The sequence below is a fragment of the Phycisphaerales bacterium AB-hyl4 genome, from assembly GCA_041821185.1.
Classification (GTDB): Bacteria; Planctomycetota; Phycisphaerae; order Phycisphaerales; family Phycisphaeraceae; genus Natronomicrosphaera; species Natronomicrosphaera hydrolytica.
The window spans coordinates 91,941-107,018 of record JBGUBD010000004.1; the positions used below are offsets into that span (position 1 = coordinate 91,941).

At 60.2% G+C, this 15,078-nt stretch carries 9 protein-coding genes; all 9 read right to left on the reverse strand.

The annotated features are described in order from the left end of the window. Positions 1–26 precede the first annotated feature (26 nt). The 9 genes from ACERK3_07040 to ACERK3_07080 all read right to left on the reverse strand — a co-directional run bounded on the left by ACERK3_07040 (position 27) and on the right by ACERK3_07080 (position 14,816). The gene (locus ACERK3_07040) at positions 27–1,076 is read right to left on the reverse strand and encodes an alpha/beta hydrolase family protein (protein ID MFA9478050.1); all 1,050 of its coding nucleotides are present in this window, start codon (positions 1,074–1,076) and stop codon (positions 27–29) included. Between the two features lie 422 nt (positions 1,077–1,498). Next, entirely contained in the window at positions 1,499–2,731 is a 1,233-nt protein-coding gene (locus tag ACERK3_07045) for a mandelate racemase/muconate lactonizing enzyme family protein (protein ID MFA9478051.1), read from the reverse strand. A gap of 35 nt (positions 2,732–2,766) precedes the next feature. Further along, entirely contained in the window at positions 2,767–3,552 is a 786-nt protein-coding gene (locus tag ACERK3_07050; GenBank protein ID MFA9478052.1) for an SDR family NAD(P)-dependent oxidoreductase, read from the reverse strand. Continuing rightward, a complete protein-coding gene (locus ACERK3_07055) occupies positions 3,549–4,394 on the reverse strand; it encodes an alpha/beta hydrolase family protein (protein ID MFA9478053.1) in 846 nt (281 codons plus the stop codon). The genes ACERK3_07050 and ACERK3_07055 overlap by 4 nt, the downstream gene beginning before the upstream one ends. After that, complete coding sequence (locus ACERK3_07060) at positions 4,387–5,184, reverse strand: PIG-L deacetylase family protein (protein MFA9478054.1); 798 nt, start codon at positions 5,182–5,184, stop codon at positions 4,387–4,389. Before ACERK3_07060 ends, ACERK3_07055 begins: the two co-directional genes overlap by 8 nt. Before the next feature lie 54 nt (positions 5,185–5,238). Next, the gene (locus ACERK3_07065) at positions 5,239–7,881 is read right to left on the reverse strand and encodes a hypothetical protein (GenBank protein MFA9478055.1); all 2,643 of its coding nucleotides are present in this window, start codon (positions 7,879–7,881) and stop codon (positions 5,239–5,241) included. Positions 7,882–7,952: 71 nt separating this feature from the next. After that, positions 7,953–10,073: a DUF4838 domain-containing protein gene (locus ACERK3_07070; protein ID MFA9478056.1), complete on the reverse strand. Its 2,121-nt coding sequence runs from the start codon at positions 10,071–10,073 to the stop codon at positions 7,953–7,955. Between the two features lie 134 nt (positions 10,074–10,207). Continuing rightward, the gene (locus ACERK3_07075) at positions 10,208–12,595 is read right to left on the reverse strand and encodes a hypothetical protein (protein ID MFA9478057.1); all 2,388 of its coding nucleotides are present in this window, start codon (positions 12,593–12,595) and stop codon (positions 10,208–10,210) included. A 40-nt stretch (positions 12,596–12,635) separates the two neighbouring features. Continuing rightward, positions 12,636–14,816 carry a hypothetical protein gene (locus ACERK3_07080; protein MFA9478058.1) on the reverse strand — a complete coding sequence of 727 codons (2,181 nt, stop codon included), beginning with the start codon at positions 14,814–14,816 and terminating at the stop codon, positions 12,636–12,638. Between the last annotated feature and the right edge of the window lie 262 nt (positions 14,817–15,078).

Sequence of the window (15,078 nt, forward strand, 5' to 3'; positions counted from 1 at the left end):
CAGGGAGGGGTTACATCGCTGGATTGTCAGTCGTTCGCCAGTGCATTTTCAAAAAAAGCGACTGAGCGGTTGGCGCCCCATGCGTGTGGGCCTTGGAACAGGTCGAGTTCAAGACGGTCGGCCACCCCCGCCGCCTCGTAGATTTTCTGCACCTGTTCATAGCAGCTCATGGCCGACTCGATGCGGAAGCATTCGTCGTGGACGCCGATTTCGACCAGCAGCGGCCGCGGAGCGATGAGCCCGTGCAGATCCGGCACGTCGCAGAGGGCGTACAGCCCGGGCGTTAGTTGACTGCCGCAGGCGTTGACATCGCGCATCACGAAGTCGGCGAAACGGTCGCTGTAGCAGATGATGTCGGCTGCGGCGACACGTTCGTCGCAAAGCGCGATCCAGGTCGCCATCGTGCCGCCGAAGCTCAGGCCCATCACGCCGATGCGGTCGGCGTCGACGTAGGGCTGCTGGCACAAATAATCCAGCGCGCACGAGCCGTCGTGAACGTTCAGGCCGAGCATGGTCATGCCCAGCACGCTGGCGCGGAGGTAGTGAAGGTTGCACAGGTCGCGGTTGTGGGCGATGTCGTGGTGGTGGGGCTTTTTGCGGTCATCGCGATCGCCGAAGCCGCGCCAGTCGATGGCCATGGTGACGAAGCCGGCCTTGGCCATTTGCAGTCCGTAGTCGTAGTTGAGTTCCTTGATAGTCTCGGCGTGCTCGGGGGAAGTGTCGTTGCCCATGACGGACTCTTTGCCGAACGGGCCGTGGCCGTGGCAGGCGAGGATGGCGGGCCGGGGGCCGGTCGCATTGGCGGGGCGAAACACGTAGGCCGTGGCGGAGAGGCCCGGTTCAACGTCGAAAATGAGCTTCTGCTTGATGAGCCCATCCGCTTGCCATTCGACGAGAATCTCCGGGCTCAGCGATGGCTTTTCTGGCAGGCGGCCGAGCGTCTGGCGCACCTTTGGCAGCAGCGCTGCACGCCACGTCTCCCACTCCACTGCTGTTGAGCCCGCGAAACGGTGCTCCGGCGTGTGATCACGGGCGAGATTCAGCCAGTGCTGGTCGATGGAAAGGTTGCGAGGCATGGCGGGGGGAATCTCCGATCGTTGTGAGGTACCTCTGATGCATGAGCACGTTGCGCCACCGCAAATAGCACGGGGGATGACAGTATCGCCACGATCGACGAACCGCCCTGTCAGTGAAAATCTCATTTCATTATCGCGACGAACGGACATACCAAAGCCTCAATAATTGGCCGCTGATTGAGACGAGCTTGCCACCACTTTTGCCCTAGGTCAACTCGCCTGTCGCGAACACCTCGGCGAGCTGCTGCTCAAGCATGACCACCGGCAGGCAGCGTGCAGCGAGCAAGAAACAGGGGATGAAGCGCGAGGAGAGACCGCAGCATGATCCATTTACGCGAGCCTCACATTCGGACGAACTCACGCTTGGCACCGGCTTGTCATGCAGCGTTGATCGACACGGTGGCCCTGCACCACACGCCTTCTCAATCAGCCATGTCACCGCCCCGGGCAACTTCGCCCGCCGTGTCAGTGTTGCTGCCGGCGATCGCGCCGCTGCGAAAAACGCATCGGCCTGCAACATACATCTCCACATCGACGTGATATTGATCAATGACGGCCGGGTCCGGATCGACGCCGAGGCCAGGTGATTCCGGTACACGAATCTGACCGTCTGCATCAAGCCTCAGTTGATCCTTTGTCAGCCGTGTGGCTAAATCGCTGGCCTCGACCGGATACTCGCACAAGGTGTGGTCGGCCATGCCCGCGTAGGGTTGAAGCGAAGCCGACAGGGCCAGGTGCGTCGTGAAGGTGTGGTTGACATAGGTGACGTCATGCGCGTTTGCATATTCGGCCACCCGTCGCGCCGGGGTGATGCCGCCGATCCTGCCCGTGTCGATCTGGACGTAGCCGATGCCGCCATGGTCGATCAGGTGGCGGGCCATGTGAAAGTTATGTGCGCCCTCACCGGCCGCCATTTGCACACGGCTGCCCCGGGCCGTCAGTTCCCGGTAAGCCGCCAACGCGCCACTGACGAACGGCTCCTCCAGCCAGGTCACCTCGAAGGCATCCAGCATGGACAGCCGGGCGGCCGCTGCAGAGACATCTTCGTCCCATACCGTGCCGGCGTCGACGAGCAACATCAACTCGCTGCCAAGCCCTTCCCGCGCCGCCGCTACTTGCTCGCGGTCGGCGTCCACACTTCCCTGACCGAATGGACCCCATCCGAACTTCACCGCGGCGTAGCCCGCATCACGCATTGTACGGGCCTTGGCCAGGGTCTGCTGCGGGTCGTCGCCGAACAGTTGCGATGCGTACGGCGTCTTAGGGTAGGCCTGCTTGTCACCCAGCAGCCGGTAGACCGGCTCGCCCCGCCGCTTGCCCAGCAGATCCCACAAGGCGATGTCGATGCCTGAGAGGGTGTGGTCGGTCTGGGCGATATCCAGGCCGAGCTTGCGCACCTCGGCGTTGATGCGGGCGATGTCCGCCGGAGTTTCGAGCCGCTGACCGAGCACGCCGTCACGCACCGGCCGACAGGCCGAATGCGACATGGGACAGGCCCAGTTCGCCATCGACACCAGGGGTGAAGTTTCACATTCACCCCAACCGACCCACTGTCCCGCCGCGATCCGCACCAGCAAGGCATCCTGACTGCCATCGCCGATGTTCTTGATTGCCGGCATGGCAAGGTAATACAGGTCCACCGATTCAATCTTCATCGTCCGTTTCCCACCTCGCCGTGTGCCCGGCTTGTTCAGAATGTAACGGTCAGCCCACCGTCGACCACCAACACCTGGCCGGTGATATAGGTCGCATCCGGTCCGCAAAGAAAGAACGCGACGCCCGCAATCTCTTCAGGCTCAGCCGCACGCCGCAGTGGCAGATGATCGCCACGAACGTAGTTGTCCCGGAACCAGTCGCTCTCCAGTTCACTGACCCCCTCGACGACGCTCATCGGCGTCCGCACGAAGCCTGGAGCGATGGCATTGACGAGAATATGTCGATCCGCGAGTTCCAGTGCCAGTGCCCGGCAGTATTGCTCGATCGCCGCCTTGGCCATCCCATACGCGCTGGCCAGCCGCTCGGCCCGCCGACTGTGGATCGACGTGACATGCACCAGTCGTCCGCCCTCAGCCATCAACGGCACCACGGCTCGCGTCAGGTAAGTGGCGCCGTTCACCATGATGTCGAACGGCTTTCTCCACTGAGCGATGTCACTGTCCACCGCCTGCTCCGGCCCGACGACGCCGGCGCTGTTGACCACCGCGTCCAAACCGCCCCACGCGTCGCAGATCATGGTAGTCAGGGTTGAGATGCTGGCCGGGTCGCTGTAATCCCCGGCGAGCATGAGATGATCGTCGCCGATCAGATCCTGTCGAACTGCTTCGAGTTGCGATGCCCGCCGGGCGAACAGACAGACCTGCCACCCTTCGCGGGCAAAGCGTTGGGCTGTGGCTTGGCCGATGCCGGAGGAGGCACCGCAGATTAGCACGCGAGCCCCCGGCGTCTGTTTATCGTTTGGTGAGATCGTGGCGCTCATGGCGTGTTTGCCTCCAATGCATCGATACACCACGCCAAAGCTTGCGGAAAATGTTGAAGGGGCGCGTTGTGATCGCCACCCTGTATTTCATGATACTGAAAGGTGGCTCGGCCTCGTAGGCGCTCCGCCAGTAGCCGAGACTGGTCCACCGGTATCGTCTCGTCCGCCGTGCCATGAACAATCGCCAAGGGCATTACCAATTTCTGGTGATTCTTTCGTACGTTGTCGCCTTCATACGCCGTGGGCACCTTGGCTGGCGTTCCCCCATACGACCATTCAATCGCGTCAGCAATCTCACACAGAAGTGGCGAAGTCGCACAGCCGTGCCTGCACCATTGATGGTAATCGCCCACGTCTGTCGCGGGGCATAGTGCGACCGCTGCAGCCACGTCCTGAGGGTGGTTCGCGGTAAAGGTCAACGTGCCGGTGCCGCCCATGGAGCCACCCACCAGGATCACCTGCTTGGTCCCATGGTTCGTGTGAAGCCAGTGAAGCAAGCCGGCGAGATCCATCTGGGCAGCGGGGCCCATCCAGGCATTACCACGCAGGTTCGGCAGAACGACACCCATGCTCATGTCGCCCAGCATCGGCCACCATCGCTTCCGGATGTCCGGACGCGTCAGCAACTGATCGCCCGATGCATTGTGGCCGTGTAGCACCACCAGCCATCGCGACATCCGCCGGGGGTTGCGGATCAGTACCCAGTCTTCGTAACCATCCACAGCGCTACGATACTGCAGCCGTTCAAAGCCATCAGGTGCGTTGGGTGCTTCATAGCGGCCTTTCGCGACGATTTCAATTGCCGTCGCGTCGGCACATCGGGGGGGAAACTGACTATGCATGCACATTACCCCCGTGTTCCAATGACAGCGGAATGCAGCGATCGCCCAGAATGGCATGGAGTAGATTGTCCGTCGGATGCCCCCGGCCGAGATGCTGCATGAAGCTTTCCGCAAATACAACCCCGACCGCCTGCCCCTGCACCTGGGCATCCACCTCCATCTGCTGCAGATAGTCGTCCATGCCATTGACGTACTGCAGCCATGATCGCTGAGACGCGTGACATGCGAGCATCTCCCGCTTGATATCGATGACGGCGGAGATATCCACCGCCATCTGCATCGGCAGCGGTCGGCCGTAGATATCACTCAGGCCGGCCGCATGGCAGTAATACAAGTGGGGTATCCCGGCCGTGGCGATGCTGGGTTCGCCGCAATCGTAATTCGGTACTGAGGCGATGAATGCTGCCGTCCGCACCAGGCGTGAGGTTTCTTCGTGGTCCACAAGATAATCAGTCGGCGGCGGCGCAAAAACAATCTGCGGATCGACCTCCCGCATGATGCGAACCGCCTGACGCAAATGCCATGAATCGTATTGGATACACAGGTCGTGGCCACCAGCATAATGGTAATGGCCACCCAGAAGGTCGGCCGCCGCAGCCGCTTCCTTCAATCGCACGGCACGGATCGCCTCTCCCCCGAGCACGACAGACCCAACCTCGCCACCTGCCATTGTGGCGATATGAATCTCCCACCCAGCCTGCTCCAACAGCGCCAGCGTGCCGGACACCTGGAACTCCACATCGTCAGGATGGCAGTGAAAAGCAAGGACTCGCTTCATGTTGACGCTCATTGCAGTTTGGCCTCGTCCAGTTTAAAACAGCGCATGTCATCTGAACACGCAGCATCAACACGATGCGTTGAATCGCAGTTCAACGGTTGCGTCGCCCCGGTATCCATTGATCCGGACGGTCTCAGTTGCCGCGTCGTACTCGCCCATGCTGCACGCCGTTGCACGCAGCCCGTCAGGATGAGGCAACCTGATAACCACGGTGGCAGGCAGCGGCCGCTTCGCTCCCTGCACATGGGCGGTGATAACGCCTTGGTCCAGACGACTGTCCACGCTTAGCGAAACCGGCCCGAAATAACTCACCAGCCCGGTGAATGACAACGTCTTGCCCTCGGCCAGCCATCGCCGTGGAATCCCCTGCAGCAGTCGCAGCGTCTGGTCCACCTCCAGCATCAGCATCCAGCGTGTCTGCATGAGGAACCACGCTTCCTCGTGCGTCTTGTGTACACCCGTGCGATACTGATGTTCCCAGAAGGTGTAGGTTTCGCGGTCGGCCTGCGCGGCCATGGCGTTGTAGTAGCATTCGAGAAAAGCTGATACTTCGCCCCGCCTCAGATGAGCATAGTCGTGCCGGCAGTAGTATGGCTGCGACGCTGTCACGTTGCGCACGGTATTCAAACGATGGTGCGTGCGCAGCAGTATCTCAGCAAGCGGGGTGTCCGCCGCGAGCACCTCCTGGAAAATCAGGTGCAGCGGACCGATCGCCGCGTCGTGAATCGTGAAACTGCTATGCGTCAGTGCGATATTCCGGTCGGCCAGCAGTGACATGGCGCCTTCCGACTGGACAAAAGGCCCCACGGTCGGCATCCACGTCCCATCTTCCAGAGGCACCACAGGCCCGCGTGCAACCGCCTCGCGAAGGGCGACAAGAATATCCTGCCTCATCTGATCCGCTTCGCCAGCCAGCTCGTCGCTTCGCCGCGGATCCATCGTCCTGAGCATTTCCGCAGCACGCGCAAGGCCGAGGCAGGTATATCCCGCGTTCATGAAATAATGGTGCGACACCTCCGGATCGGCAACCGATCCGTCGATCATGCCATAGCCTCGCCCGCGATGCGCTTCGGTCATGTTGCGATGACGCCAGGCGATGAGAAAGTCGCAGGCCCGGTGTACGTGCTTCGCGATTCGTCGTACCCAGTTCTCGTCGCGTGTGTAGCGGTAATGCTCCCCAGCGGTCCATAGGACCGGGCCTGTCTCCGACTGGTAGTTCTGGTAGTTCTGCATCTGGCCGGATGGCCGCTGCTTGTCAAAGAAGTACTGCAAGCATCGCCGTGCCAGGTCGTGACGACCGATCGTGTCATAGTATTGAATGATCGGCGAACTTTCCGTACCAATCGGCGCGTATCGACCGACGCATGGCGCCAACGGCCCGACTGCCTCATGTCCATAGGTGATCAGGTCCAGATGCAGCACACCCGCTTTCAGCATTTCCTCCAGCCGCTGCTCCGGAAGCTGCACCGAGGCCGTCTTGCCCAGCTTTTCACGCCAGAAGGTCCGGCAGCGCTCGTGCCGCTGTGCAAACGATAGGGACTCGTCATCGAGCAAACGTTGAGCCCGTGCCTCGACAATCGGTTGATGCGGAATGTAAAATTCCATCGTTGCTTCGCCGCCTGGAGGCACGAGGACTGCTACCTCGACCTGCCGCAGCGGCGCCCCGTCGAGCCGTGCCACGCAATACACACGATCCCTGCTGAACCGGCCCTGGCCTGGGTAGTCTGCGTAATCATCACGCGTAACGGCCTGGCTGGTATGCACATGTTCGGGGTTGGGAGCCTGGAACCATGCGTAGGCGGGGGCCTTCGTGTTATTGCGTGCAGTAACCTGTATGCACAGGAGCGTCTGCTCGCCCAGTGCGTCATACTCCTCAGGCTCCAGTTCAACAGCGCGCTGCTGCTGCTTGGGCGTCTGCGAGCATCCGAATGCATGGCGATCTGCCACTAGGTAATGGGTCCCGCGAAGCGTTTCAGCCGACAGCGGCGTCCATTCCAGATCAGCAAAAGCGGTGAGGTGATAGTCGATGCCGGCATCCTGCGCTCGGCTGAGCACAATCGGAAGGCAGCCATCCTCAAGGCGACGTGTCACGTCCACCGTGCAGTTGGTTCCACGTCCGACGACGAAGCCGTACTCGACCGGCTGCCCGTTCGTTTCGGAAAGGCCTATCCCTTGAATGGGCACCTTCGGCCGAACCACACCCCAGTAGCCGCGGTCAACCAGCCAGTCGATCTCAAACATGCGCATGTCTCGGCTAAGCCCCAGCCAAGTCGGCGCGTGCGAATCCCGTACGATCGGCGAGCACCGCTCGTAGGACGCCTCCGGCTGATGCTGTAGACCACGAAGGTCGGGATCGCCATCGGCCTGACCGAGCGAGTCCCGCAGACACGTGTACGGCCGCGAATCCCTGCCCGGCGCGACGGCGACACCATACGCCGCGACCACAATCACCAGCCCCATCGCTGAATCGCGCGCGAAAAACGTAAAACTGCGATCTCCCGCCACCACCCGCACCCTTGTCGCGTCACGGCCCGACCGGTTGCAAGCGTCCGCGATCGTGACCAGCCACCACGCCGGCCCCATTCGGCCACGAGAGATCTGCGCCGCATTCACCACGGCATCCGGATCGCTGCACTCGATCCCGGCCAGTTGGCCGTGCTCGACTTCAATGCGGCCGACCTCTGGCGCGTCAGCCCACACGATTGTCATCTGTTGCTGCATATTGAGGTACTTTTGCCTTTGATCGTTCGTCGAAGCACGGGGCCGAAAGCGGTACCCGTTCAGGGTTCGTCCACCCCCGCCGGTATCTGTGAAACATTGAAGTCGAACCGATCGGCAAAACTGCGAATTTCGCTGCGGGCCGACCGTGTCAGGTTGGCAATGTGTAGGTGTTCAATGGAGCGACGGAAAACCATCAGGTTATCCATCGCCTCTCGTCGCTCGGCATCCGTGGCCTGATCATCGTCGAACATGGCGGCAAGCGCTGCACTTTTTCGCGCGTGCGTCAGCCCCTGTTGCAGGTAGTGGATGCGGGCCTTCACGCGCTGATCCGGATAGTCTTCCACCGCTTCCGCTGCCGCTGCAAGAATCTGTTCGCCACGGCCGAACGACTCGGGCGGGAACAGATCGTGGGCCGCCCGAAGATAAGTGTGCAACCGGTTCGCACGATGATGCGACATGGCCCGGGGTTTCAAAACCCGATTGATTGTTGTGTGGGCCTCCCAGTAATCGAAGTAGGCCTTGACATGCATCGCCGCGGGTCCGAATGCTGAATAGTACTCTTCCAGCAACTGCTCTACCGGTGTGTCGGGATTTGTGTGCAACCGTGCCAACAGGTAGAGCGTCGTCCCTTGTGCCGCCCACTGGCCGGTCAGCGTGTCGAAGTCGGTTCCGATCGATCCATTGCGGTAAGTGAACTGCATTTCGTCAGCCATCTGCCGAGCATAGTTGTGGGGCATTGACGCGCCGTCGTAGGTGTAATTAGGACGATAATACAGCGTCGCCCCGGTGGCGGACCACCTGTGCCATTGCTCGCGCAGCCATTGCTGTTCACGCGGATCTCTCGGAAACCACCAGCCACCCCATGGAACGAACGCGAGCACGATGTTTGGATGAAGTTTCACGTCATCTGGCGCAACAAAGTAATTCAGGTAGACAAACGCCGTCACGACAACATCCGGGTCGACCTCGCGTGCCATTTCGTAGACGCTCTTCCAGAATATCGCATAGCGCCGCCCCGCGTCAAAAGGCGTATACATGCCGCGCACATATTCAGGCATGGCGTCATACATTTCGAGCGTCGGCTGTGGCCCGTCCAGAGCCAGGCAGTCGTCACATGTGCATAACGCGAGAATGTCGTTTTCGCCAAGCTGTATCGGGATCTGCTGCCCGGGACTTTCCTCGCGCTGCTGCATCCAGCGGTTCACAATCTCGCGATGAAGCGCCTTGTTCGACACACACAGCGACACAAGCGATCCGGCGCCAGGGTCGGCAGGGCCGCGACGGCCGTCCCAACTGCTGGCCGGCGCACCGTACACCGATCCGAACCGCGTACGCCACTGCCGAGCCATCTCACCGTCGGGCAGTCGCTGAAACCATTCCGGGTGCGCATCGCCGTAGGTTTCCCACCAGTCGGGAAAGGAATGTTCTGTGAACGGCCGCCCATCGTCCGAGCGCCCCATGCGGTGCCGTCGAAGAAAGATGTACTGATCCCATACATACCGACCCAACGCTTCGTCTGAACCGTAGGCCATCCCCGCCTCTTGCCCAACCTGTAATTCGCCCCACAGCACGGGGTTTCCGTTTAGCCAATGAAGACCGGTGCGGATCATGCGGCGGGCAAAGTGCGGATTCAGGGTGATGTCCCACTCGCATGCCGTCACCCGATCCGTGCGAGGCAAGTTGACGCCCAGTTCGCCCGGCCACAGCCACGTCACATGCAGCGTACGTTCCAGAACCTCGTACACACCCCAAAGCGTTCCGGCGTGCGTATTGTTGAAATCCAGCGGATGCCCCGGGCCGTCATCACCCACGATGAACAGATTGCCCTCTAACGTCCGAATGACACATTGTTCCGTATTCAACGCCGTGTGATCAATCTGATGTCGGCGGGCGGCATCGGACTGCCCGACATAGATATGCGAAACACGTGCACGGTCGGCCTCCGACTCTTTCACGATCGGCAGTTCGACGCCGGTGGCCAGCTTGACGTGGTATGCCAATTCCTGGGCAGCATACTCGGCTACAGGATATGGCTCGTCGGCGGTGATGATGACAGCCCGAGCCTCCCCCTCGTCGACCCAGGTCATGGCAGGGGCGGGTGCCGCCACCATGCTGCATGCGGTGGCGATCGGCGCGATATAGTTGTCAATCGTATGATTACCCTTCAGGTGAGAGCTCATGTTTACCTTCCGAATCGGTTAATCTCAGGCTTCGCTGTGACGGCGTGGCCTCCGGGCCAGCCGGTCATCTCATGCATTGTGAATCGCAGATCCCCTGCACTGGGCGCAAGGCGTCTGAAGGGGGTACGACTCGATCAGTTTTGGCGGGTGGTTGCAGATGCACGCAGGGCCTGCTCTCGGAGGTCGTGTGGCGCGTCTCCGCTCTGATAGGCATCAAGCAACTGCTCGACAAGCTCAAGCTGGCCTTGCTTCTTGAGCAGGTGCAGCAGGCGCCAGTCCTCCCAGCCTTCACGCAATGCTTCCGAGTGCCGGGTGCGGATCACCCCCCTCGGCCCGGGATAAACCATCTGGTAATCGGATGGCTCCTGCAACCCCTCGCCCGGCGGGTTGCGGTCGTGATGGTTCCACGGATTCGCGCGCGGGCTGTACCAGGCATAAAACGCCCAGCCGTTGAAGCCCAAAGTGTAGCTGTTCCACGCCATTCGCCGGTATTTCTGGATCTCGACGGCATGTTCCGACCGATCGAGATGGCCGGACACGTAGTAGTACGAGTTCACCAGCCTCGGAGCGGCGAACGCCTCCATCGCCTTCGGCCGATCACGGACCAGAAGCATCAGCGGCATGGAAAGATCAACGTGCTCATCGTACCAGCCCTGTAGACCTCGCGCTACGGTCACATCGTCAGCCACACCGCCATGGTCGTAACCGGCCCAATAGGCAGGATTCACATAGATGTTCACACGCGGGTCCGTCTCCTTGATCACCCGCGCGGCGTACGCCACGCCCCCGATGTTGCTTTCCTTTGGCTCATCCCCCGTCTTGCCATACCACTGGTCATAAGAAAGCCCCAGTTCCTCAGCCCGAGCCACTCTTTCCTCGACCGCCTCTGCAATGCGCTCCCGGGCATCATCAGGAAAATCCGATTCCTGCGTCCAGCGTGACTGGTAGATCATGCCGACATAGTCCGGCGTCCAGGGAATCAACATGCCCAAGTCAAACATCAGCCGCATCCCACGGTCCGACGCCATCTCGCGGATCAGGTCGATGTACTCCACATCACTCCAGTCGCTGATGCCGCTGTCCAGCGCATACGCAATGTCGCGTTCAAGACGATCGGCGTACTCAAACGGAAACATCGTCGTTCGGTTGTATGAGTATGTTTTGACGTGGGCGAACGGCATGGGCAGCGTAACGTCCAACACTTCTACATTGACCGGGACGCGTTCATTGCCTTCGACATACAGATGCGTCTTGTAGATGCCCGGCTCAACCCCATCCGTGGTTACGCTGAGCCAGAATACCGCGCCGCCGCTTGGTGACAGCGTCACGTGTGGAAAATTGCTGATATGCGCCCCGTTCAGCAGGTACTTGCGCATCAGGCTGCCGCCGAGCAGGTTGTCTTCTTCAAAAATCGGCCCAAGATTGTTTCCGAAACTCGGATCACCGATCACGCCGAAGACACCGAGGTTCGCTTCAATCCCCTCTGCGGTGTCACCATCCACCGTCTTCAGCGGATCAAGGCGGACACGGACTTCGCGGGCGTTGTTGACCAGCGTATTTCTTAACACCAGTGCCGTCGCCTCGGTCTCGTTGCGTGCCATCACCATGTGAACTGGCTGGTTGACGCGATCGGCGTCGGGCAGCATCGGCTCATGCGAGATTGACGACCACGCCGGAACCTTCGCCCAGACCGCATCCTGTTTCCGGTGGTCGGAACCGAGCGACTGCACCCAGTAGAACGATTCACGGTCAGATACCGTGGACTTGCTCGCACCAGGCACGGTTTCAAAAGCTATACCGACCGGATACTCGTGCTCCACCGCTGGCGTGTAAATCTCCGGCGTTTCATCGCTGACCTCGGCGTCTCCCCACGCCAGCACTTCATTAAGCAGCGTTGTGTCAGGCGATTGAACCGTCAGTCTGACATACCTCCCGCCGGGTTCATCCGGAAGCTTGAGCCGATGGAGCAGGGCAGTCGGGCTGGTCTCGATGCTCTGCTCGAATACCTTTTCCCACGGCTCTTCCTCAGAACTCCGCATCTCGAGGCTGATAGCGACCCGCTGCGTCGGCGTAATGATGTTCCACTCAGCAAAGGTGCATCTGCGTTTGAAGTCGAATACGACGACCAGAGGATCACCCTCATTCATACCAACGCTTTTGTTTTGACCGGGACGCACATCCACCCCACGATTTCCGTTGAGTAGAATGCGACCACGACGGCCCAGGCGGTCGGGCCGGTCGTCCGGCGGGCTACCCGGTTCTGCCTCATAGGCGTATTCCACGCCCGTCAGAATAGCGTCACCCCAGTAATCTTCGTTGTCAGTCAGCAGGTAGCCCCGCGGCGGTGCGTCGGATCGCGTGCCGTCAAACCAGATGATTTCCGCAAAACTCTGAACGCCCCCTGCTGCGAAGACGATAGGTATGATCACCGCAGTCGCAGCGACACGCTTAAGCAAACACATTTTCATCAGGCACACATCCTTGAAAGACGACAATATTTTTCCCAATTCAGTTTCTTGCAATTTGAAACGGGCGAACGAAAGACCAGCGAACAGACATCGCTCATCGCGTCATATGAAGTTCCCGAAGCGCACGTCGCCGCAATTCGGCTAGCGGTTCGCCCCGGCGATACGCCATCAGTAATTCGTCCAGCAACGCCGTCTCCCCAGCCTGTCGCACGGCGGCAAGCAGCCGATAGTCTTCCCAGGCATCACGCATCTTTTCATAGATCGGCGTGATGATCGGCCCCTCAGGCCCGGGGAACACCATCTGATACCTATAGTCGAGACTCGACCACGTACGAATGTCCCATGGATTACCGCGCGGCGCGTAGTAGCAGTAATAGCCCCAGCCGTTGAAACCCAAGTCGAATGCCTTCCACGCCATCTGTCGCCCGGCCCTGCTCGGCGGATGGTGAAAGAAGGCCCGGACGAACCTTGGCCTGGCCCATAATGCGCAAGTCGTCTGGTTGTCTCCGACCAACGGCCCAATCGGCACAGATATGTCAATCAATTCGTTGTAGTAATCCGCCAGGTGATCGACGATCACCTCCTGCGGCGCAAAACCGGGACGCCAAAACAATGGGTTCATGTAGATCCGCACCTGCGGGTCCGTCTCACGGATGATCCGCGCCAGGACGCCGAACAACTCGGCATTGCCCTCCTGCGGCTCATCCCACAGTTCAACAAACCACTGGTCATAATCAAGACCAAGCGACTCCGCTTGAGTAACCAGATCCTTCACATGCCTGCTGATATTCGCTTCGTCATCCGCCGTCAGTTTGTCGACGGTGAGTACACTGTTATAGCCCTGATGGACATAAGCGGACGGCAAACCCATGATGCGATAGTACGTCTTGCCATGCGACCCGAAGTACGCCGCCTTGCTGTCAGGCTCTGGGAACCCTGCCCACACAGTCGTACCAAGTACACGGTTGACCAGCGCGTCCTTTTCCCGCCGACGCTGCGTTTCATATGGAAACTGATCCGTTCCGTTGGACCAGTCACGAACCCACAGATCCATTTCGGGCAACACCACGTTTGCCACCAGCACCGTCAACTTCATTTCGACGATGTCGTCTTCGCTTGTGCGAGCTAATATGGCTCCCGTATACCTGCCCGGTTCGGCATGATTGCTGACCACGCGAAGCATGAAGATCGCCGAGCCACCGGGTGGCAAAGTAAGTTGTGGATAGTCGCGTATGGCAGCGCCGTTACTCATATATCGGCACATCAGACTACCGCCAAGCATTTGACCGCGATCAAAAAACGGCATCACACGGACGTCACTATCATCGTTCTGTCCCGACTGATCTGTATCACTTTCCATCAGCAGACGCAGTCGTTGCTCCTCGGTCAATCGCTGCGTGCGAGGTGCCGTGGGCAGCGCACCGCCAACCAGCATCCGGGCCTCGATACCTGCTGCCTTCGCGTTATCGTTTCGACGCAGTTCAATGCTTTCCACCCGCAGTTCCAGGCTCTCATCAGGCGAAGTGTTGGTGAGACTCAGATAACTGCTTTCGGTTTCGTTCCGCGCCGTCAGCATGCTCAGCGGCGCGTTGATCGTGTTAGCCTCTGGTAGCACGGGCGCCTCGGGGCTAGGCCCGTGCGCCGCTGACCAGACAGCCGGCGCGGCAGCATGACGGCCGATAGCGGCACGCCACTGCTCGAAGCGCTCGCCACTGAAGTACGTCTGCGTCATGCCGGGAATGGACGCCAGTGTGTCAGCAGGTAGCTCGGCATCCCAGGTCGGCGTGATATTTTCAGGATAGGCGTCGGATACTTCCGCCCAACCCCACACGAGCACCTCGTCAACATAGGTAATGCCGGCAGAGCCGATTGATACACGCATGTAGCGGCCGTGGGTCTCGTCCGACAGCCACGCCCGCTTCACGGACGATTCATGGCCTTCACCCATCCGTCGACTGTAGACGGTTTGCCATGCCGTGTCGGGTGAGTCCCTGGTTTCGACGACCATTGAGGTCACGGCCGTCCGCGTCATGATGGTCGTGACCTCGGTGAACGTGGCTGGCCGTTTGAAATCAAAGACGACGACCAGTGGTTCGCCAGGATTTTGACCGACAGGCACATGCCAGTCGCCCGCGACACGGCCGGACAACAGTCTGCGACCGAATTGCGAAGCATCGCCACCTAACTGATCCCGAGGATTCGTAGGCTCACTCTCATATTCATACGTAACGCCAGTGAGAATGGAATCGCCCCAGTACCCTGCGTTGTCGCTCAACAGTTTCCCGCGTGGCGGGCCGGCCTCGTCCCGATCGCCCGTCGCCCAGACTATGACTTCACTGCCCTGGCCATCCGCGTGAGCGGCATACACAATGCCCAGCGGCATCCCCCACGCGATCCCTGCAAGCAGCACCGGGACTGCCAACAGCGGACTGATTCGGCTGATTGCATGTTGGTTCATATTCACCGTAACCTGACTATGGCTCGACACATTCGGGCGTGGGCACGATGCGACGGCTTGGACTTTACACATCTGCGAA